Genomic DNA, 19,358 nt, shown 5'->3' with positions numbered 1-19,358 from the left:
GCAACGCGAGGAGAATGGCCCAACCGAAAGGGCGGACCCAGTTGCTGCGGGGAGCCGGCATCGTCGGCATGGGCGCGCTGGGGGTGAGGACGGTCGGTTGCATTGGAAAGAGTGTCGCGTCGGATAAGAGTCAGTTGAACGCGGAGAGCTTCTTGTCGATGTCGGCCAGTCGGGTCTTCTTGTCCGCCTCGCTGAGCACGGTGTCCGCCTCGATCTTGTTTCGCTGCGCGAACAACTCCAACTGGCGGATCGGTAGCAGTTGCTGGTCGCTCGACTCCTTGAAGCCGGAGAGCTTCGAGATCTTCATGACGATCTCCTTTTCGCGCGGATCCGTCTTCGCATAGTTGTAGAAGAAGGTCCGGATCTTGGCCTTGGTGGCTTCGGGCAAGTCCTTGCGCATCACCAGCGGATCGAGCGGAATCAGCGGCGAAGTCCAGATGATCTTGAGGTCCTTGAACTTCTCGGGGAAGCGCTCCTTGATCTTCTCCAGGTTCTCGCTGTTGTTCGTCGCTACGTCCACTTGCTTGTTGGCCACGGCGAGCGCATTGGTCTCGTGGTTGGCGCTGCGCGAGAGCTTGAAGAGCGACTTGGCGTCCACCTGGTTCTTGGCGAACACGTAGTAGGCCGGCACCAGGAAGCCGGAGGTCGAGTTCGGGTCGCCGTTGCCGAAGCTGAGGCTCTTGCCATTCTTCAGTACGTCGTCCAGGTTGTTGATGGGGCTGTCGCGATGAACGATCAGGTGTGAGTAGTAGCCCTGCGTGCCGTCGGCGTTGACCATCTGCGCGAACACCTCGCCGTTGGCCCGGTCGACGGCTTCCATGGCGGACTTGTTGCCGAACCAGCCCAGATGCACCTTATTGAAACGCATGCCTTCGATGATGCCGGCATAGTCGGAGGCGAAGAAGGCGGTCACCTTCAGGCCGGTCTGGCGGCTCATGTCGTCGATGAGAGGCTGCCAGTCCTGGCGCAGGTTGGACGAGGCTTCGGTCGAGATGAAGCCGAAGTTGAGGTACCTGCGCAAGCGCGACGCTCATGCTGAGACCGAGGGCCAGGGTTGCACAAAGTTTCTTGATCATGAATAACTCCAAAAGGTTGAGATGGGTGGCTCGAATGAGTCCCGCAGTTCAGCCGGCTGCTTGGACGCCGCGCGCGGGCCACGGTGCCAGTGTGGTCGCCTGCGGCAGCACATGAACCGTGACGGCCGCGGAGTTCGGCGCAGAGGGAGGGAGCGGGTTCGAAGGGACAAGCGTCAGCGGCGTCGCCAGCAACTCTTCGGCCTTTACCCCATAGAGCTCGCGCAGCAAGTCCGGGGTGAGCGCCGACGAGGCACCGTCGAAGACGACCTCGCCTTGGTGGAGGGCAATCACGCGCGGGCAATACTTCATCGCGACGTCGACCTGGTGCAGCGAGACGATCACCGTGCAGCGGTCCTCGCGGTTGATGCGTGCCAGGATCTCCATGACCTTGCGCGAGGATTCCGGGTCGAGCGACGCGATCGGTTCATCGGCCAGCACGACCTTCGCGCCTTGCACCAGCGCTCGTGCGATTGCGGCGCGCTGCTGCTGTCCGCCAGACAGCGTCGAAGCTCGCTGCGCCTGGCAGTCGGCAATGCCAACGCGCGCCAGGGCATCGAGTGCGCGGGCCCGTTCAGTCGCGGTGAAGGTACGCAGCCAACCGCGCCACCAGGGCGTGCGATGCAGCGACCCCACCAGCACGTTCACGAGGACCGGAAGCCGAGCGACCAGGTTGAACTGCTGGAACACGAAGCCGACATGCGAGCGCACCTTGCGGATGTCGCGATGAATGCGTCCGCCCTGCTGCACCCGACGGCCATCGATCTCGATCAGCGAATCGCTCTCGCCGTCGGCGGCCACGAGGCCGGCCACATGACGCAGCAGCGTCGACTTTCCCGACCCCGACGCGCCGATCAGCGCCACCATTTCTCCGCGCTTGACGTCGATGTCGACATCGCGCAAGGCGTGCCTCCCGTTCGCGAAATGCTTGTTGAGCTTCCTGATGCGCAGGATGGATTCCATTGAGTTCCCCAAGTCGTCTAGACAACTGAAAGTCTGACGGTCAGGTATGACGCGCGATTGACATTTCGGCGACGTCGATGTGTCAGCCCGGCTCACAGAACGCGCTGCCCTTCGCGCCACACGCTGCGCACGACGGCATGCTTGGATCCGTCCGGGAGATCGGTCATGCGGACCCGCACCAGGTCCGCGCGCAGCCCGGACTCGATGGCACCGCGGTCGTGCAAGCCGGTAGCCCGCGCTGGGGCGTAAGTGACCGTCCGCACCGCTTGCGGCAGCGTCAGGAGTTCGTCCGCCACGAGCCGCATCGCGGCGCCCAGGAGGCTGCTGGGCACATAGTCGGACGAGAGGATGTCCAGCAATCCGTCGCGGGCCAGGTCGGCCGCCGCGACGTTGCCCGAATGCGAACCGCCGCGCATCACGTTGGGTCCGCCCATGACGGTCGACAGTCCGCGATCCCGCGCCGCCCGGGCGGCGGCGAGCGTGGTCGGGAACTCCGACATGCTGACTCCTTCAGCATGCGCCTGGGCCACGTGCTCGACGGTTGTGTCGTCGTGGCTCGCGAGGGCGATGCCGTGCGTGCGGCAGTAGTCGACGAAATGGCGGCGATGCGACTCGGCATAGCGCCGCTGCAGGGCCTCGGCCTCGGCCGCACGATGCTCGAACTTCTCGCGACTCCAGCCCTTCTTTCCGGTGTAGTAGATGCGCGCCAGATCGATGTTCTCCCACTGCCGCTGGCCTGGCGTGTGATCCATGAGCGAAATCAGCGAAAGCCTCGGATGGCCTCGAAAGGGCTCGAAGAGCTCGATCGTGTTGGGCGCCGGCAACTCGCAGCGCACATGCAGATGATGATCGGCGCGCAGCATATCCTGCGCGGTGCAGCGGTCCAGGGTGTGGAGCACCGTGCCCCATGGGTTGCCACGCAGGCTTTCGGTGTCGGCTTCCCCGACGCCCAGCGCATCGAACACAGTGGTAATGCCAGCCGAGGCGACTTCCGCGTCGTGCGCGAGCAATGCCGGCAGTTCGGCCCACTGGACTTTTGGGCGCGGCATTAGGTGGCGCTCGAAGTTGTCGGTGTGAACCTCGACCAAGCCAGGCAGCAGATAGTCGCCTTCCAGGTCCAGGGCTGCGGCGCCGGTGCCACCGGCATCGATGGCGGCGATGCGGCCGTCGAACGTGCTCAGGGTGCCGTGCAGCACCTCGTCGGCAAGCACGAGACGTGCATTGCTGAAAACCATGCCGCCGCTCATGCCGCACTCCTGAAATCAGCGACGCTGACGCGGCGCGTGGCGACGGCCGATCCGACCTCCGCATCATGGAAGATGCCGACCATCGCCGCGCCCCGCGCCCTGGCCTCATGGATCAACTCGATGACGGTGCGCGTGTTCGCGGCGTCGAGTGACGCCGTCGGCTCGTCCAGCAGCAGCAGCGGCTTGTGCTTGATCATGTTGCGCGCAATGTTGATGCGCTGCTGTTCACCGCCCGAGAAAGTCGCTGGCGGAAGATGCCACAGGCGCTCCGGGATGCGCAGCCGCGTGAGCCAGACGCGAGCCTGCTCGCGCGCGGCCTCGAGCGCCACGGGATCGTCGACTGCATCCTCGGCCAGCGGCTCGGCCACGACGTCGAGCGCCGCCACCCGGGGGATCACGCGCAGGAACTGGCTCACATAGCCGATGGTGTCGCGGCGCAGCCTGACGAGTTCGCGCGGCGAGACGGTGGTCACATCGACAGCGTCACCCTTCCCCGGTTGCACGAGGATGCTGCCCGCGCTGGCGCGATAGTTGGCATAGATGAGCTTGAGCAGCGTGCTCTTGCCGAGGCCGGAAGCGCCGTCAAGCACCACGCACTCGCCGGCACTGACGCTGAGGTCGATACGGTCGAACACCGAGAGTTCGAGCTGGTTCTGGTGGTGAAGGGTGAAGCGCTTGGCCACCCCTTCGATCTGGAGAAGCGGACGGTTCATGGCTGGAGCACCGAGGAAACGAGAAGCTGGGTATAGGGATGCTGAGGGTCGTCAAGCACTTGATCGGTCAGACCCGACTCCACCACGCGGCCCTGCTGCATGACCATCATGCGGTGCGCCAGCAGACGTGCCACGGCGAGGTCATGCGTGACGATGATGGCGGCGAGCTGCAGCTGCCGGGTGAGCTGTCGCAACAGGTCGAGCAACCGGGCTTGCACCGACACGTCGAGTCCCGAGGTCGGCTCGTCCATGAACATCAGCCGCGGATGGGTCACCAGATTGCGCGCGATCTGCAGGCGCTGGCGCATGCCGCCTGAAAAGGTGCGCGGCGGATCATCGATGCGGCGTGGATCGATCTCCACGCGCTCCAGCCACTCCTCGGCGGTCGCGCGCAAGCGGCCATAGTGGCGCTCGCCAAGACCCATCAGACGCTCGCCGACGTTCGCACCGGCCGACACATCCATTCGAAGCCCGTCAGGCGCGTTCTGGTGCACGAAGCCCCAATCGGTGCGCGCCAGCAGACGCTGCTGCGCTTCGCTCATGTCGAACACGTCCTGCAGGACGCCCGCGCGACTCAGAAACTGCACGCTGCCTGCGTCCGGTCGGCTGCGCGCCGCGACGGCGTTGAGCAACGTCGATTTTCCTGAACCCGATTCGCCGACCACCGCCAGCACTTCGCCGGGCCAGAGGTCGAAGGATGCGTCCTGCAGCGCCACGCGTTCGCCATAGCGCTTGCCGATGCCGCGCACGCGAAGCAGCGGCACAGAAGTCAGATGCGCTGCGGTGCTCATGCCGCCTCCGTAGCGCACATCGGTGCTGCCTCGTCGACCGGGGGGGTTGCCGCCTGCGTGCGGTCTTCCCTTCGCTGCTGACAGTAGTCCGAGTCCGAGCACACATGCATGCGCGATCCCTTGTCGTCGGTGATGATCTCGTCGAGAAAGCTGTCCGCGGCGCCGCACAGCGCGCACGGCACGTCCCAACGCTGCACTTGGAACGGATGGTCCTCGAAGCTCAGGCTCTCGACCGGCGTGTAGGGCGGCAATGCATAGATGCGCTTCTCTCGCCCCGCGCCGAAGAGCTGCAGAGCCGGGTTCATGTGAAGCTTCGGGTTGTCGAACTTGGGGATCGGCGACGGCGACATCACATAGCGATCGTTGACCAGTACCGGGTAGTCGTAGGTGGTCGCGATGTGGCCGTAGCGGGCGATGTCCTCGTACAGCTTGACGTGCATCAGGCCGTATTCGGCCAGTGCGTGCAGCGTGCGCGTGGTGCTCTCGCGCGGCTCCAGTCGCTGCATCGGCTCCGGCACCGGGACCTGGTAGACCAGAACCTGGCCCTCGGCCAGGGGCGCCTCGGGGATGCGATGACGGGTCTGGATCAGCGTGGCGTCTGCTGTCCGCGTGGTGGTCCGCACGCCAGCCGTGCGCTCGAAGAAGCGCCGGATGTTGACCGCATTCACGGTGTCGTCGGAGCCCTGGTCGATGACCTTGAGCACGTCGCGCGGCCCGATGACCGAGGCCGTGACCTGGATGCCTCCGGTGCCCCAGCCATACGGAAGCGGCATCTCCCGCGAACCGAAGGGCACCTGGTAGCCGGGAATCGACACCGCCTTGAGGATCGCGCGGCGAATCATGCGCTTGGTGCGTTCGTCCAGGTAGGCGAAGTTGAAGCGCTGCCCGATGTCGTCGGCGGGTGAGGGGGCCTTTTCAGCCTCCCTGGACGCATGCGATGTGTTCATGAAGGTTCCTCGTCGGTGGGTTCGTGGACAGCGGAATCGGCGGCGCGCATCTTGCGCACCAACGCCAGCTCCGACTGGAAGTCCACGTAGTGCGGCAGCTTCAGGTGCTGCACGAAGCCGGATGCCTCGAGACTGTCGCTGTGCGAGAGCACGAACTCCTGCATCTGCGCAGGCGACTCGACGGCCTCGCCCAGTTCCTCGGCACGCAGCGCGCGATCGACCAGGCTCATCGCCATCGCCTTGCGTTCGCTGTGCCCGAAGGCGAGGCCGTAACCGCGCGTGAACTGCGGTGGCTCGGTCTTGYTGCCGGCGAACTGGTTGACCATCTCGCACTCCGTGACCTCGATGTCGGCAATGGAGATCGCGAAGCCGAGCTCTTCGGGCTCGAGCTCCAGCGCCACGCTGCCCAGGCGGATCTCGCCGACGAAGGGATGGCTGTGCGAGTAGCCGCGCTGCGTCGAATAGGCCATCGCGAGCAGGAAGCCCTCGTCGCCGCGCGCGAGGTTTTGCAGACGGGTGGCGCGCTCGGCCGGGAAGCGCAAGGGTTCGCGTGTGAGATCCACAGGCGCCGGATCGCCCGGCGGTACCGAGCGGGTTTCGATCAGGCCTTCGTCATCCAGCAGGTCCACCACGCGTGGGGTCTTCGGGGGCGCAACGCCAGGCGTCACCGGCGGCGCCCCCGCCACGACGTTCTGGTCGACGGCGAGAAGGGAGAAGTCCAGCAGCCGTTGCGTGTAGTCGTAGGTCGGCCCAAGAAGTTGCCCACCCGGGAGATCCTTGAACGTGGCCGAGATGCGCCGATCGAGCTGCATGCGCGCCGTGTCGAGCGGGACGCTGGTGCCCAAGCGCGGCAGTGTGGCGCGGTAGGCCCGCAGCAGGAAGATCGCCTCGATCAGATCGCCCGAGGCCTGCTTGATCGCGAGGGCGGCGAGCTCAGGGTCGTACACCGAGCCTTCGGTCATCACGCGGTCCACGGCCAGCTTGAGCTGCTCGCGGATCTGCTGCACGGACAGTTCGGGCGTTCCGGCATCGCCACGGCGCTGCTCGGCCAGCAACTGGTAGCTGTGGAGGATGGCGGCTTCACCGCCCTTGACGGCAACGTACATGAGCTATGCCTCCAGTTCGATGCGGGTGGTGCGCGGCAGACCGACGATCTGATGCGGCGTTGCGAGAAATAGGTCGACGCCATGCGGAAACGCTTCGTGGTTGAGGCTTCGCTGCGCAATCAGCCGCGCCGCAGCCTCCTGCGTCAAGCCGCCGACGTTCAGATGCGCCTGACCACGGATACCCGGCCCGCGCAGGCGCCAGCCGCCCACATCTGACGTTTCGCCTGAGACTACGAAGGACGGTACCTCGAGCACGCAGGTGGTGGACTGATCCGGGTAGGTGTCACTGCCTTGCGCGAAGCGCTCCAGCGCGGGCAACTCGTCGCAGGCGGCGACCCAGGCGAACTGCGCCCGCGCAGGCTCGTCGACGAGTTCGCAGCCGCAGTGAAAGCGCAGCCAGTGCGCTGCGTCGCTGTTCGCCAACGAGGGCGAGAGCCAGAGTCTGCAATCAGGGTCGAGCAGGGCCAGCAGCAAGACCGCGGCCGCTGCATGCCCCTGCACCGGAGCCTCGGCGTCGTGCGTGACATCGACCGGGCGGCCAGGATGCGACAACGCCTGCAGCGCTGCACGGAACACGGTCTGGCTGCCCAGCGCCGGATCGGAGAAGCCGGCGCTGACTGCGCCGAGATCGGTGGCCTTCATGCGCCCTCCTCCTCGTCGTCGCCTGCCGAACCGGCCTCGCGCGCCACCGTGAAGAACTCGACCTTGCTGCCCTGTGCTCGCGCGTGGCGATCGGAGCGCAGGTGCGCGAGGTGCTCCCGCACGGGAGTTAGAAGACTCGCATCGAGCAATGCCTGCTGCGTCGGATCCTGCAGCAGCGCGTCGGCCACTGCCGCCAAGTGCGCATGACGGTGAGAGCGGCCAAGCACATAGGAAACGCCAACGGCCGCCTCGCGATGCGGGCGTTCGCCCAGCCGGAGGGCGCAGCGGGTCACCGTGACTTCGCCGAGGTTGAAACGCTCGCCAGTGCCGCCAGCACGGCCCTGGACCATCATCAATCCCGTCTCCGGTGCACGCAGCCAGCGCGGTGCGTCCTGTGCGTGCGCGCCGAGCGCGGGCTCGAGCAGCGCGACCGGCGCCCGGGCCAGCAGGGCCATCCACTGTGCGCGGTCAGGCGGCTGATGGGGCGGGTGGCTGTCAAAGGCATGAAACATGAGGGTGATACTCTGTGAAAGTTGTATAGACAAATCGATCAACAGCCGCGAGCTTAGGACTGCGGCATGTAGCTTTCATGACAGCACTTACCTCCCTCTCCGCCTCGACTTCCGTCGCCTCCCCCGCGTCGGTGGCGCGCGACAGCTTCTGGACTCGCATCGCCTCGGAGCTGGCCGATTCGATTGCGCGCGGCGTATATCCACCGGGGCAGCGCCTGCCCTCGGAGCACGCACTGGCGGAGCAGTTCGGGGTCAATCGCCACACCATTCGCCGTTCGCTCGCGAGCCTTTGCAGTCAGGGCTTGCTGCGTGCGACGCAGGGCAGCGGCACCTATGTGGAGGAGTTCGCGGTCGACCTGGTGCTCGCCAAGCGAACGCGCCATCACCAGAACATGGCGCTGGCCGGATTGCGAGGTGCGCTGCGAGTGCTGGACGCGGACACGGTGCGCGCCACCGCTGCGCAGGCACGTGCACTGCGCGTTCCCGCGAAAAGCCCGTTGCTGTGCCTCCACGTGATGGGAGACGCGGAGGGCCAGCCGCTGCATTTCAGCGAGCGCTGCTTTCCGCTGCCGCGCTTTGCCGGTCTGGACGACGTGGTTCGCGAGACCGGTTCGATCACTGCGGGTTTTGCGGCGCGGGACGTGACCGACTACACGCGGCTCGAAAGCCGCATCACTGCACAGATGCCAGAGCCCGCGGTGGCCGCCCACCTCCGACAGGCCGCCACTCGGCCGGTGCTGCTCGTCGAGAGCGTCAACGTGGATCCTGCCGGCGTCCCCATCGAATACGCCCGGGCGTGGTTCGCAGGGGATCGCGTCACGCTGACGGTGGCGCACGATGACTGAGGAAACAACGGGAAGGACCGCGCATCGTTACGCTGTGTATTTCGCGCCCGCTCAGCAAAGCGCATGGTGGGAAGCGGGCAGCCGGTGGCTAGGACGTTGCGCGGTACAGCAGAAGCCGATGCATCAGCCGCCGGTACCGGACGTGAGCCCAGAAGAACAATTTCGCCTGACGCAGGCGCCGAGGCGATACGGCTGGCACGCGACCCTCAAGGCGCCATTTGCGTTGGCACCGGGTGCCGACTTCGCAGACCTTCGAAAGCGGCTGTGCGAACTGTGCGGCACTCTCCAAGCTTTCACGCTGCCACCGCTGAAGGTCACTCGGATCGACGATTTCCTGGCACTTGCTCCCGAACGGCACTCACCAGAGATCGACGCAGTCGCCGYGGCTTGCGTGTCAAGCCTGCACCCCTTGGCAGCGACGTTGTCGATCAATGAACTACAGCGTCGACGCGCAGGCGGCCTGACGCCGATGGAAGACGCGTTGCTGCTGCGCTGGGGCTATCCCTTCGTGCTCGAGCGCTTCCGCTTCCACATGTCGCTCACCGGGTCATTGTCTGAAACGCAACTTTCGGTCGTCGACGCGATGAGGCGCGCGGGCGCACAGTGGTTCGGCCCGCTGCCAGCCTGCCGCGTCGAATCGGTCGCCCTGTTCGCCGAATCTCGACCGGGGGCGGACTTCGTGCTCGTGGAGCACTTGAGGCTCGGTTCATGAAAGGCCGCGTCGTCTATGTCATGGGTCCTTCCGGCGCCGGTAAGGATAGCCTGCTCGGGTGGCTGAGCCAGAGGCTCCCGCCCCAAGCGGCGGTCCATTTCGCGCGCCGCACAATCACTCGCCCGGTGACGCCAGGCGACGAGCAGCACGATGGCATGGACTTTCGAGCCTTCCAGCAACTCCACCAGGCGCAGGCCTTTGCTCTGGACTGGGAGGCCAACGGCCTTCGCTACGGCGTCCGCCACGCCGAATTCGCTCCGCTGGACGCCGGCGCGCAGGTGATCGTCAACGGATCGCGAGCCCACCTGCCGCAAGCGCTCAAGAGATTCCCTGAACTGGCCGTGGTGAATGTCACCGCAAGCGTCGAGACGCTTCGCGCTCGGCTGCTCGCGCGCGGGCGTGAAACGCCCGAGGCGGTCGAAGCACGGGTGCGCCGCGCGGTCGCGCACCATCCGCCGGAACATGCAATCGAGATCCGCAATGACGGCTTGCTCGACGCAGCAGGCGAGCAGTTTCTGCAGATCTTCACAACCGAGGCCATGCCGTAGACCACTCTCCGACCGTTCCGCGCGACGGACAGTTGTTCATGGAATTCGTGCACAGCCTGTGGACAACTACGGGCTCGCGGCGCTCGGATGGCCGCCCCGCTTGAGCCTGGACAGACTGCCCGCGCATCGGGCACTCGCCAACCCAACCGCACCATCGCCCTGACAGCCACATCGGATGATGATCAACCTCCGATGCGCAAAGGTGCTTTCTTTCGCGCGTCATATTGAAGGCGAACACTTGAGGCATGGTCCGACCACCCACATCGCCTAAGAAGGCCGCCGAGCCCTTCTGCGTCATGCCGCCGGCGACTCACTGGAGGCTTCCATGCCGATGAACCTGCTCGCCGTCATCGCCTCGTCCCATATGCCCATGTCGCTCAGTCTCTCCGACGATATCGACAAGGTGCGAATCCTTCGAGCGGCCGGGCTGGTGATCGCCGTCGTCCCGGGGTCAGGAAGCCCGTTCACGCTGTCAGGCCCCGAAAGGGCGGCCCAGGTTCTCGCCATCACCGAGAAGGGGCGAGAAGAGTTGATGCGAAGCCGTTGCCCCGACGAACAGGGACCGGGCGCCCCGATCCGTGGTGGCCCCGCCCATTTCTTGCGTGTCTTCGCAGAGCGCGCCACACAGGCGCTACGTTAGCGTAGCCGGCAAAGTCTAGCCGGCTGGGCGCGACTCTTGCATGGCCCTCTAAACCAACCCGTGGAGTGACCTATGAAATCCGTCTCGGAATTGCTCACACGTCGCGACTCTGCCCCCTGGCGCACCACGCCCGATGCGACCGTGTTCGACGCGCTGGGGGTGCTGGCCCGATATGAAGTAGGCGCGCTGATGGTCATCGCGGACGGCAAGCTCGTGGGCGTGGTCTCTGAGCGAGACTACGCCCGCAAGGTCGACCTCCACGGCAAGAGCTCCAAAGAGGTGCAGGTCGCCGAAATCATGACGCCCAACGTCATGACCGTGACTCCTGCGACCCGCACCCGCGATTGCATGACGATGATGAGCCACAAGCGGATTCGCCACCTGCCGGTGGTCGACGGCGACGTCGTGATCGGAATGATCTCCATCCGAGATCTGATGGATGACATCATCGCCGACCACGAGCAGACGATCGACCAACTGCGCACCTACATCCACGGCTGAAGCCGGCACCGAACCGAATTCAGAACGCTCACGGTGATTTCCTGCTCGGCGTTCGAGGGAGGCCCATGCAGCACCAGAGGAAGATACCCACGGAGCGCATCGAGGTCACGGATCAGGTTGGAAAGCGGCACGTGGTCGTGAAGTACACCGAGTACCTCGAGGCGAGCCCTGGTGACGACGACGCGCGCAGCCACAATGAAGCTGCGACAGAGTACCGACTGGAAACTGGACGGAGCGTCAAATTGCCCGGTGCAGACACGTTTGAGACCACCGACGGAATGCTTCGCCTCACGGCGCTGCGGAGGCCGGCGCGGCCGTCACGCCACTGTCATCGAAGTTCGCCACCCTAGCCGGAAGTCCTTGGGATCCTTCAGCGTGTGTCAGGCACCGGCATGCCATGGCCGCCTCGGCCAGTTCGCTGTAGCTCAGCTTTCGACCACCCGGGCCCGGCACCGTGCCGGCCTGCGTACGCAAGGAGGCGACGTCGACGTTCCAGCGCGCTGCCGCGGCTGACGAGTTCGGCCGCGTGCTCGCCACCATCCCCGAGATTCAAGAGGCCTACCTGGTCTCGGTCGACTACGACTCCGCATTGCGGTGCGCAACACCCGCGACTACGAGCGGCTGCTGCGCGAGAAGCTCTACAAGACCCCGGGCATCCGACACAGCAAGTCGCTTCGTGCTGCGTGTGCTGAAGGAGGCGAGCATTCCGCTCTGAGTGCGAGCACCTCGGGACGTGCATCGCTACCGAGATGCTCGGGCGATCACAGCGTCAAGGACACGAAGCACCTCGTCGCCGCAATCTTGCTGCGGCGAGCCGAGGCTGTGGACTGTCGACACATGGTTGTGGTCGCGAAAGAAATGAAAACTCGGGCTGCTCCCGATGGCCACCGTGAGCGCCCTCGCCATCGCGTAGGTCTGCTGGGCTATCCAGCCTGGGTCAAGCTCTGCGACACCGAGCCAAATGGGCGCTTCAACGGCCCGCACGTGCGTGAGCGGGGATCGCTGGTCATACAGGGAAATGTCCTCGCCGAAGTAGGCGCGCGGCCCGGGGGGAAGCGGCGAGGACGCACTGTAGAACCCGCTCATGAGCATGACGCCGTCCACGTCTACAGGTTCGCCACCGCGCGCGTTGTCATCGAACAACCAGGTCGCCACATGGCTGGCGCCGGCGGACTGGCCCCACAGCACCAGCGGAACCTTGCGCGCATCCAAGTCTTCGCGCTTCTCGTTGATCCACTGCAACACCGCTTGAACATCCCTCGCGCCGGCCGGCCATCCATCCGCCGGAGCGAGCCGGTAGTTCGGCAGCACCGCCAAGAAGCCTTGGCGAGCCAGCCAACGGCCGACGTTCCGATAGAACACGCCATCCCCGTTCTTGTCTCCGGCGACAAACCCGCCACCATGGACGAAAACCACGACCGCCCGCGCTTGGCTTGCAGGGCGATAAACGTCCAGCCGATGGCGCGCATGGCTTCCGTAGACGACGTCGACCTGCTCATCGGCTGCTTCGCCGAGATTGACAACAGGCCGGTAGAGCGCTCGCGTCGCTGCCAGTACTTCCGGATCGAAATTCGAACCGAGTGCGCGGATTTGCCGAGCAATGCTCGAAGCAGCAGTGGGATCAGTGGTTGCCATTGATGGGCTCCAGAAGGATGAAGTCATTCATTGGGGGCGCTCGCTGCGGCATCGAGGCGGCGGAGCATCGCAAGCCCGCGGCCTTCGCTTTCCAGGCCGGGCAGGCGCCAGCCGTACTCCAGTTCGATCAAACCGCCATAGCCGCGCCTCGACAACAGCCGCAGCAGGCTCTCGAAGTTGATCTCCCCCGTTCCGGGTTCCAGGCGCCCCGGGTTGTCGGCCAGTTGGACGATCTCGATGTGGTCCCAGGCCTGTTCCAGGTGGAAAAGCAGGTCGCCGTCCATCACCTGCACGTGCGAAGTGTCGAAGATCAGCCGTACAGCCGGATGATCCACGGCCTTCGCGACCGCCACCGCATCGGGCATGTGCTGCAGCAACATGTCCGGGATGCTTTTGCGGCTGAGGGTCTCCAGGCACAGCCTGAGGCCTGCGCGCGCGGCTATATCGCCGGCATAACGCAGGTTCTTCACGAGTGCGGCATGCTGGTAGGCGAGCGGACGCTGTGGATCAGCACCGCCCAACACGGCCAGTCGATTCGCACCGACACGATGCGCAGCTTCCGTGGCTTGCGCGAGTTCGCCTGCGATCCACTCGCGAGCTTCCTTGCTATCCGTGGCCCAGCTTGTGTTGCGAAGCTGCTCGAAGGTGGTGTAGAGGATGCAGCCTGCTTCCAGCCCGTGCGCGGCCAATGCGTCGCCGACCTTCTGCTGCTGCGCCGCTGTGTGCGCCCGTGCGGCCGCATAGAGGACGCCGGCAAAGGCGTTGTCGGCCGCAAACTTGATGTGTTCCAAGAGATCGTCAGATCCGACCGTTGCGGCGAACAGCGGTTGAAACGGGGGCCTGTAGCCGAGATGGGGCGCATAGCGCAGCGACCAGGTCATGCGGAAGCCCTTGCCTGGAGCGTGGAGGGATTGAGGCAGTTGTCCGAGGGTTTCCGTTCCTCGAGCCAGCGAGCCAGCGCCCGCAGGACCATGATCCCCATCGCCGCACGCGCTTCGATGGTTGCGCTGCCGATGTGCGGTAGCAAGGTGGTCCGCGGCAATTGCAGAAACCGCGCGTCGATCTGCGGTTCATTGCGATAGACGTCGAGACCTGCGGCACCGATACGGCCGGATGAGATGGCCTCGATCAGCGCATCCTCGTCGACCAGGTCGCCGCGTGAAATGTTGACGAAGACGGCGCCGGCCGGCAGCAACCCGAGGCGACGAGCATTCAGGACGCCCCGAGTCGCGAGCGTCGACGGCGCGCAGACGCAAAACACGTCGCTGACGCTCAGCAGGGACTCCAGCGTGGCGTGGTATGTCAGGCCAACCGGCTCGCATCCCGCTGGCAGCATTGAACGGTTGTGGTAGTGGACCTTCATTCCGAATCCGCGAGCGCGCTCGGCCAGCGCGAGTCCAATCCGGCCCATGCCGAACACGCCCAAGGTGCGGCCCGTCAACTGCCGGCCCAGGAACCGTGTCGGCGACCACGGTCCCCAGCCTCCCCCGCGCAGCACTGCCTCGGCCGAGGAGGCGTCATGGGCCGCGGAGAGGATCAGGAGCATGGCGGTTTCCGCCACGGCGTCGCTCAGCACGTCAGGGGTGTAGAAGACAGGCAGTCCGAGTTCCGTGGCCGCATCCAGGTCGATGTGGTCGTAGCCGACCGAGTAGGTCGCTATCGCGCGCGCGCGCCGCGCCAATGCGTGGAGACGAGCGCGGTCGAGCCGGTCGGTGGCCATCACAAGGGCTGCGTCACATCCATGCGACCAGCTCTCGAAAGCAGCGCCGATCGGCTCGTCGTGCGGCCATAGTGTCACCTCGAACTGCCGGTTGGCTTCGGCAATCACCGCCTCCGTGAGCGTGCGTGTGATGAGAAGCCGCGTCATGGCGTGGATCCCGTACAGGCGGCGTGCAAAAGACTCGCGTCGATGTGATTCACGGTCGGCGTCCCGCACAGTTGCATCGCGCGCCGCAGTTCGTCCGTCAGGATTCCGAGCGCTCGCTCGGCGCCCGCTTCGCCTGCAGCAGCGGCGCCATACAACGTGGCCCGACCGATGGCGACGGCCCGGGCCCCCAGGGCGAGCGCCTTGACGATGTCCACGCCCCGGCGCACGCCAGAGTCGATCAGTACCGATACTCGGCCCCGGACCGCCTGTACAACTTCCGGCAAGGCGTCGGTGGATGCAACCGCCCCATCGAGCTGGCGGCCACCGTGATTCGAAACCCAGATGCCATCCACGCCCAGTGCGGCGAGTCGGTCGGCATCCTCCGCGCGCGCCACGCCTTTGACCAGCAACTTGCGCGGCCACTGGTCGCGCAGCCTTTCCAAGGCATCCCAGTCAAAGGAAGCGTCCAAGCTTTGACCGACCTTGGCAGCGATGGAAGCCTGCGGATCGGTACTGCCCTCGAAACCTCGCAGGTTCTCGAAGCGCGGCTGCCCGTGTCGCAACAGCTGGCAGCACCATGCCGGATGCGTGGCGAAGTCCCACGCCATCCACCAGCTACGCCGCAGCGGCACTGTGAATCCGTTGCGCAGATCGCGCTCGCGCTTTCCGCCGGTTGCCAGGTCGAGCGTGACCACCAACGCCTCATAGCCGGCCGTCGCAGCTCGTTGCACCAGCGCAGCAGTAAACGCCTTTTCGCGCAACACGTAGAGCTGGAACCATAGTCGGCCTCCGGCGTGCTCCGCAATGTCCTCGATCGATGACGTTGCCGTGGTGGACAACGTATAGGGAATTCCCAGGCGCGCCGCGACGCGCGCAATGGCGAGGTCGGACTGCGGCCAGCCGGCGCCAATCGCGCCGGTCGGTGCGATCACGATCGGCGCAGCCGCCGGGGCGCCCAAGATATTCGTGGAGAGATCCGGCTGCTGCACATCGACGAGCAGGCGCGGGCGCAGCCGGATGCGTTCGAAGCCTTCGCGATTCGCGCGCAGGGTGGTTTCGTCCTCTGCACCGCCGTCGAAGAAGTCGAACACACCGCGCGGCAGTCGCTTCCGCGCGAGCCGCCGCAGGTCTTCGATCGAATGGGCGTGTTCCAAGGCGGTCAAGGCGTGACGCTCGCTGCGGGTCCAAACTTGAYGTCGGGAAAGGCAGCCATCACACCCGCGCCACCGTCCACGGCGATCACCTCACCCGTCATATGGGCACTGAGGTCCGACGCCAGAAACAGCAAGGGCCCGGCGATGTCGGCCGGAGTTGCCGGTCGGCCAATGGGAATCACCTTGCTGATTGCATCCCAGGCTTCGTCGCCGAGCCGCTGGTTCAAGCGCGGCGTTCGCACGTAGCCGGGAGCAATTGCATTGATCCGAACCTGGAGTCGCCCGTACTCCGCGCCTGCGCAACGCACCAGGTGGTGCAACGCCGCCTTGGAAACCCCATAGGCCGTCTGGTTCGGCACCGCACGGTTGCCCGACATCGAGCCGACGAAAGCAATGCTTCCCCCGCCGTCGGCGGCCATCATCTCGCCGCCGACCTGGATGGCCAGGTAGGCATGGCGCAGCACGATGTCGAACTGCAGGTTCCATGCCGTGTCATCCACTTCGAAGAGCAGCTTGATGCCGGCGACGCCGACGATGTCGACCAGGCCTTGGACCCGGCCGAAGACACGTCGACCCGTTTCGAACACACGCTGCATGTCCGTGCGAGACGTGACGTCGGCCGCACATGGAACGCCGCCAACCGACTCGGCAACGTTGCGCGCCAGTTGCTCGTCGCGGTCCACGCACAGCACGCGGGCACCGGCCTGGGCGAGTGCGTGCACCGCTTGCTCACCGATGCCCTGGCCGGCGCCTAAGACCACGAAGCCGCGGCCGTCGAGGCGCAGCAGAGAGACGTAGTCCGCCATTGCACCGCCGCCTGGGTTGCTCGTGGACGCCATTCAGGCCTCCACAGCTTCGCGGTGCGAAGGCAACAGGTCCTGCCAGGATGCACCGTCCACCAGCTCCGCGTCGCAGGCGCCGACGCCACGCAGGTCGATTCCGACGCCTACGGGGGGCTTGTCGTCCATCACGCGCTTCACGGAGTCGAGCAGCACGCGACGCACCCGCATCACGGCTTGGTCAGCAGGTACCAGGTGTTCCTTGGAACGGTCATAGAACGCGCCTTGCGACAAGGCGATGGCGGCGTCTTCGACTTCCACGCCGCGCAGGCCTGTCCAGCTCTCCTGCATGCGCTCACGATTCTGGCCGAAGGCATCGGCCCACGAGGCGGTGAAAGCACAGGCCTTGCGGTCGTAGTACCGGGTGTCGTCCAGGCCCAGCAACTCGATGATCTTGTCTTCGGACACCGGCGCGTTGCCGTGCACCACGATGTAGGTGCTGGTGTGCGTGTCGTCCTCCGGAACCTCCAGCACCGTGAATAGGAACGCGGGCGCCGGAATGACACGGCCGTAGGGCACGATGAAAGGCACCACGCGGGCATTCGTCACGCCCGCCTTGCCGGTCTTGCGCAGGGCCACGTACTGGAACCCGAATGCGGTCTCCTCCATCCTCAGCGTCGGTTCGAGGTCATTGGAAGACAGCGCCGCCGGGTTGACCACGTCAGGGTTCGGTTCGAACTCACCGTCCTTCCATCCGGGACGTGCCATGTTGGTGTGCAGCACGCCCACATGCGAGGAGTCTTCCCCACCTTCGACCAACTGCAGGTAGTTGCAGTGCACGTTGATCCGAAGAACCACGCGATGTGCCGGGTCAGCGTCCATGAAGGCATAGCGCGAGAACTCGGGCTGCAGTTCCTTTGGCCCGACGTAGGCCCAGACGATGCCGCCCTCCTCGCGCACCGGAAAGGCCGCCGCTTTCATTCGTGTGCGGTAATTCGGATCGCCGTTGTTCGGCGTTTCCAGCACGGCGCCGGTCACATCGAACTTCCAGCCGTGGTACAGGCAGCGGATGCCGCCTTCCTCGACTCTCCCGAGCGCGAGCGAGGCCCCGCGGTGCATGCAGAGCTCCTCCATCACACCGACCTTGCCATGGGTATCCCGGAACGCCACATAGTCCTCTCCGAGCAGGCGGACGCGCAGTGGCGGAGCATCGGGCTTGCCCAGTTGTGCGGAAGTGCAGACCGGATGCCAGTAGCGGCGCATCATGTTCCCCATGGGGGTGCCTGGGCCGACGCGGCAGATCAGTTCATTGTCTTGACGGTTCAACATCTAAAGCTCCTGTGCTCAGTGGTTGGGTTGCTATTGGCGGGTGCCCTGGGCGCCCGACTCGGAAACGATGTTCTGGTGAGGTAGCAGCGTGCGCCAGTCCTGGTCCAACCCGATCTCCGCGGAGATGCCGATCGCTTTCTTGACCTCCACCCGCAACGCAGGAATCTCCTGATTGTCGCGAGCGGCCTTAGCGCACGCCAGCAAGCTGCGATACAGGCGTGCAATGGCAATGTCCGCGGCAGACAGCATTTCATGGGAGCGATCGCGCAGAGCACCGCTGGATACGCTGCACGCGGCATCCTCCTGCGTAAAGCTGTCAAAGCCGGTGAAATGGCCCGCGCGCTGCAGGGCGCGGTCTTGTCTGTAGCCGTTTCGCCAGGACATGGCCTGCTCGCTGTCGCAGGTTGCGGCGGTCATGCCGTACTTGGCCATGGTGGGTTCGTCCAGGCCGACGAACTCGAGCTGCTGCGTTCGCATCGGCTCCAGCCCTATCGCCTTCTGCGGGTTCCACCACACATGGAAGAAGTTGCAGCGTTCATCGTCGACCGGTACCACGGCGAACCAGAGGTCACCGTTCGGGTTCGCGACAAAGCACGGCGACGCGAAGGAGGCGATGCGGGCCATGCGCTTGTCGCCGGCCTTACGCATGGCGACATAGTGGAAGCCGAAATCCGTTTCGTCGGCCTCGATGGCCGGTGAGGCGTCGAACTGCATGTGGGTGGTCTTCTTCGCGAAGTCCAGTTCCGCTCCGTTGGTCTTGGCCAGCCCGGAGGCATGCAAGACCGTCAGATGTGAAGAGTCCACCAGACCCTCCATTACCTGCACGTAGTTGCAGTTGACCACCGCCATTGCATTGATGCGATGGGCGTCGTCCTGCTCCATGAAGGGCCAGGTCGGGAACGCAGGTTGCTTGCCCGCGGGTCCCAAGTAAGCCCAAAGAAGGCCCCCTGCCTCGCGCACCGGGTACGTCCGGCCTTTGATGCGCTCCTTGAACTTGGGATCGGCCACGTTTGGCGTTTCGAGCACCTGGCCATCGACGGCGAATTTCCAACCGTGGTAGATGCAGCGGAGGCCGTCGCCTTCAGCGCGCGCGAGTTGCAGCGAAGCGCCGCGATGCAGGCAATGCTCCGCGTAGAGTCCGGCCCGGCCCTGCTGATCGCGCCAACTGACGAACATTTCACCAAGGACTTCGATTGTCTTGGGATCCCCACCCGCTGCGGGCACCTCCGACAGTTGCATCACCGGCAGCCAGAAGCGACGCATCGCCTCTCCCATGGCCGTGCCGCGTCGGGTTCGGCACATCAGCTCGTTGTCTTGATTGGTCAGCATTGTGGGTCCATTGGTTGAAGTTAAA

General features: G+C 65.2%; 20 protein-coding genes and 2 pseudogenes. 6 read left to right on the top strand and 16 right to left on the bottom strand.

Annotation, left to right across the window (positions count from 1 at the left end; all coding sequences use genetic code 11):
• Window positions 1–130 precede the first annotated feature (130 nt).
• From phnD to phnG, 9 genes and pseudogenes are all read right to left on the bottom strand, one after another.
• Window positions 131–1,076 (bottom strand): annotated as a pseudogene (gene phnD / locus AC1DY5_RS02420) (phosphonate ABC transporter substrate-binding protein).
• A gap of 48 nt (window positions 1,077–1,124) precedes the next feature.
• Window positions 1,125–2,036, bottom strand: coding sequence for a phosphonate ABC transporter ATP-binding protein (gene phnC, locus AC1DY5_RS02415; protein ID WP_478108058.1), 912 nt, complete (start codon window positions 2,034–2,036; stop codon window positions 1,125–1,127).
• A 92-nt stretch (window positions 2,037–2,128) separates the two neighbouring features.
• Window positions 2,129–3,283, bottom strand: a complete 1,155-nt coding sequence (locus AC1DY5_RS02410) for an alpha-D-ribose 1-methylphosphonate 5-triphosphate diphosphatase (RefSeq protein ID WP_478108055.1) — start codon at window positions 3,281–3,283, stop codon at window positions 2,129–2,131.
• Window positions 3,280–3,996 carry a phosphonate C-P lyase system protein PhnL gene (phnL, locus tag AC1DY5_RS02405; protein ID WP_478108053.1) on the bottom strand — a complete coding sequence of 239 codons (717 nt, stop codon included), beginning with the start codon at window positions 3,994–3,996 and terminating at the stop codon, window positions 3,280–3,282. The genes AC1DY5_RS02410 and phnL overlap by 4 nt, the downstream gene beginning before the upstream one ends.
• The gene (gene phnK, locus AC1DY5_RS02400; RefSeq protein WP_478108051.1) at window positions 3,993–4,787 is read right to left on the bottom strand and encodes a phosphonate C-P lyase system protein PhnK; all 795 of its coding nucleotides are present in this window, start codon (window positions 4,785–4,787) and stop codon (window positions 3,993–3,995) included. Before phnK ends, phnL begins: the two co-directional genes overlap by 4 nt.
• Complete coding sequence (locus AC1DY5_RS02395; protein ID WP_478108061.1) at window positions 4,784–5,629, bottom strand: alpha-D-ribose 1-methylphosphonate 5-phosphate C-P-lyase PhnJ; 846 nt, start codon at window positions 5,627–5,629, stop codon at window positions 4,784–4,786. Before AC1DY5_RS02395 ends, phnK begins: the two co-directional genes overlap by 4 nt.
• Before the next feature lie 101 nt (window positions 5,630–5,730).
• Window positions 5,731–6,840, bottom strand: coding sequence for a carbon-phosphorus lyase complex subunit (locus tag AC1DY5_RS02390; RefSeq protein WP_478108048.1), 1,110 nt, complete (start codon window positions 6,838–6,840; stop codon window positions 5,731–5,733).
• Window positions 6,841–6,843: 3 nt separating this feature from the next.
• Window positions 6,844–7,482: a phosphonate C-P lyase system protein PhnH gene (gene phnH, locus AC1DY5_RS02385; protein WP_478108046.1), complete on the bottom strand. Its 639-nt coding sequence runs from the start codon at window positions 7,480–7,482 to the stop codon at window positions 6,844–6,846.
• A complete protein-coding gene (phnG, locus tag AC1DY5_RS02380; protein ID WP_478108044.1) occupies window positions 7,479–7,994 on the bottom strand; it encodes a phosphonate C-P lyase system protein PhnG in 516 nt (171 codons plus the stop codon). Before phnG ends, phnH begins: the two co-directional genes overlap by 4 nt.
• A 77-nt stretch (window positions 7,995–8,071) precedes the next feature.
• Here phnG and phnF point away from each other — a divergent pair, with 77 nt between their 5' ends.
• The 6 genes and pseudogenes from phnF to AC1DY5_RS02350 form a co-directional block, all read left to right on the top strand.
• Window positions 8,072–8,839 carry a phosphonate metabolism transcriptional regulator PhnF gene (phnF, locus tag AC1DY5_RS02375; protein ID WP_478108041.1) on the top strand — a complete coding sequence of 256 codons (768 nt, stop codon included), beginning with the start codon at window positions 8,072–8,074 and terminating at the stop codon, window positions 8,837–8,839.
• A complete protein-coding gene (locus tag AC1DY5_RS02370; RefSeq protein WP_478108039.1) occupies window positions 8,832–9,551 on the top strand; it encodes a DUF1045 domain-containing protein in 720 nt (239 codons plus the stop codon). Before phnF ends, AC1DY5_RS02370 begins: the two co-directional genes overlap by 8 nt.
• Entirely contained in the window at window positions 9,548–10,099 is a 552-nt protein-coding gene (gene phnN, locus AC1DY5_RS02365) for a phosphonate metabolism protein/1,5-bisphosphokinase (PRPP-forming) PhnN (protein ID WP_478108037.1), read from the top strand. Before AC1DY5_RS02370 ends, phnN begins: the two co-directional genes overlap by 4 nt.
• A 325-nt stretch (window positions 10,100–10,424) precedes the next feature.
• Entirely contained in the window at window positions 10,425–10,739 is a 315-nt protein-coding gene (locus tag AC1DY5_RS02360; RefSeq protein ID WP_478108035.1) for a hypothetical protein, read from the top strand.
• A gap of 72 nt (window positions 10,740–10,811) precedes the next feature.
• A complete protein-coding gene (locus AC1DY5_RS02355) occupies window positions 10,812–11,240 on the top strand; it encodes a CBS domain-containing protein (RefSeq protein WP_478108033.1) in 429 nt (142 codons plus the stop codon).
• Window positions 11,241–11,754: 514 nt separating this feature from the next.
• A pseudogene (locus AC1DY5_RS02350) lies at window positions 11,755–11,955 on the top strand (Lrp/AsnC ligand binding domain-containing protein); the annotation flags it as partial.
• 26 nt (window positions 11,956–11,981) lie between these two features.
• Here the strand turns inward: AC1DY5_RS02350 and AC1DY5_RS02345 are convergent.
• Genes AC1DY5_RS02345 through AC1DY5_RS02315 form a run of 7 tightly spaced genes read right to left on the bottom strand, consistent with a single transcriptional unit; the run spans window position 11,982 to window position 19,333 of the window.
• Window positions 11,982–12,875: an alpha/beta hydrolase gene (locus AC1DY5_RS02345; protein WP_478108030.1), complete on the bottom strand. Its 894-nt coding sequence runs from the start codon at window positions 12,873–12,875 to the stop codon at window positions 11,982–11,984.
• 23 nt (window positions 12,876–12,898) lie between these two features.
• On the bottom strand, window positions 12,899–13,756 hold the full coding sequence (locus tag AC1DY5_RS02340) for a TIM barrel protein (protein ID WP_478108028.1): 858 nt from the start codon (window positions 13,754–13,756) through the stop codon (window positions 12,899–12,901).
• Window positions 13,753–14,742, bottom strand: a complete 990-nt coding sequence (locus AC1DY5_RS02335) for a 2-hydroxyacid dehydrogenase (protein WP_478108026.1) — start codon at window positions 14,740–14,742, stop codon at window positions 13,753–13,755. The genes AC1DY5_RS02340 and AC1DY5_RS02335 overlap by 4 nt, the downstream gene beginning before the upstream one ends.
• Entirely contained in the window at window positions 14,739–15,905 is a 1,167-nt protein-coding gene (locus AC1DY5_RS02330) for an alpha-hydroxy acid oxidase (RefSeq protein WP_478108024.1), read from the bottom strand. The genes AC1DY5_RS02335 and AC1DY5_RS02330 overlap by 4 nt, the downstream gene beginning before the upstream one ends.
• Window positions 15,902–16,735, bottom strand: a complete 834-nt coding sequence (locus AC1DY5_RS02325; protein WP_478108022.1) for an SDR family NAD(P)-dependent oxidoreductase — start codon at window positions 16,733–16,735, stop codon at window positions 15,902–15,904. Before AC1DY5_RS02325 ends, AC1DY5_RS02330 begins: the two co-directional genes overlap by 4 nt.
• Window positions 16,736–18,004, bottom strand: coding sequence for a Rieske 2Fe-2S domain-containing protein (locus AC1DY5_RS02320; protein ID WP_478108020.1), 1,269 nt, complete (start codon window positions 18,002–18,004; stop codon window positions 16,736–16,738). It lies immediately after the preceding gene.
• A 30-nt stretch (window positions 18,005–18,034) separates the two neighbouring features.
• Complete coding sequence (locus AC1DY5_RS02315) at window positions 18,035–19,333, bottom strand: Rieske 2Fe-2S domain-containing protein (RefSeq protein ID WP_478108018.1); 1,299 nt, start codon at window positions 19,331–19,333, stop codon at window positions 18,035–18,037.
• Window positions 19,334–19,358 lie beyond the last annotated feature (25 nt).

The organism is Variovorax sp. P4_D9 (genome assembly GCF_056401695.1).
This window is presented reverse-complemented; position numbering and strand designations above follow the sequence as displayed.

Bases quoted from the DNA above. Each gene is read 5' to 3' on its own strand.
- phnC (WP_478108058.1), bottom strand. From the start codon at position 2,036: ATGGAATCCATCCTGCGCATCAGGAAGCTCAACAAGCATTTCGCGAAC.
- AC1DY5_RS02410 (WP_478108055.1), bottom strand. From the start codon at position 3,283: ATGAGCGGCGGCATGGTTTTCAGCAATGCACGTCTCGTGCTTGCCGAC.
- phnL (WP_478108053.1), bottom strand. From the start codon at position 3,996: ATGAACCGTCCGCTTCTCCAGATCGAAGGGGTGGCCAAGCGCTTCACC.
- phnK (WP_478108051.1), bottom strand. From the start codon at position 4,787: ATGAGCACCGCAGCGCATCTGACTTCTGTGCCGCTGCTTCGCGTGCGC.
- AC1DY5_RS02395 (WP_478108061.1), bottom strand. From the start codon at position 5,629: ATGATTCGCCGCGCGATCCTCAAGGCGGTGTCGATTCCCGGCTACCAG.
- phnH (WP_478108046.1), bottom strand. From the start codon at position 7,482: ATGAAGGCCACCGATCTCGGCGCAGTCAGCGCCGGCTTCTCCGATCCG.
- phnG (WP_478108044.1), bottom strand. From the start codon at position 7,994: ATGTTTCATGCCTTTGACAGCCACCCGCCCCATCAGCCGCCTGACCGC.
- phnF (WP_478108041.1), top strand. From the start codon at position 8,072: ATGACAGCACTTACCTCCCTCTCCGCCTCGACTTCCGTCGCCTCCCCC.
- phnN (WP_478108037.1), top strand. From the start codon at position 9,548: ATGAAAGGCCGCGTCGTCTATGTCATGGGTCCTTCCGGCGCCGGTAAG.
- AC1DY5_RS02360 (WP_478108035.1), top strand. From the start codon at position 10,425: ATGCCGATGAACCTGCTCGCCGTCATCGCCTCGTCCCATATGCCCATG.
- AC1DY5_RS02355 (WP_478108033.1), top strand. From the start codon at position 10,812: ATGAAATCCGTCTCGGAATTGCTCACACGTCGCGACTCTGCCCCCTGG.
- AC1DY5_RS02345 (WP_478108030.1), bottom strand. From the start codon at position 12,875: ATGGCAACCACTGATCCCACTGCTGCTTCGAGCATTGCTCGGCAAATC.
- AC1DY5_RS02340 (WP_478108028.1), bottom strand. From the start codon at position 13,756: ATGACCTGGTCGCTGCGCTATGCGCCCCATCTCGGCTACAGGCCCCCG.
- AC1DY5_RS02335 (WP_478108026.1), bottom strand. From the start codon at position 14,742: ATGACGCGGCTTCTCATCACACGCACGCTCACGGAGGCGGTGATTGCC.
- AC1DY5_RS02320 (WP_478108020.1), bottom strand. From the start codon at position 18,004: ATGTTGAACCGTCAAGACAATGAACTGATCTGCCGCGTCGGCCCAGGC.
- AC1DY5_RS02315 (WP_478108018.1), bottom strand. From the start codon at position 19,333: ATGCTGACCAATCAAGACAACGAGCTGATGTGCCGAACCCGACGCGGC.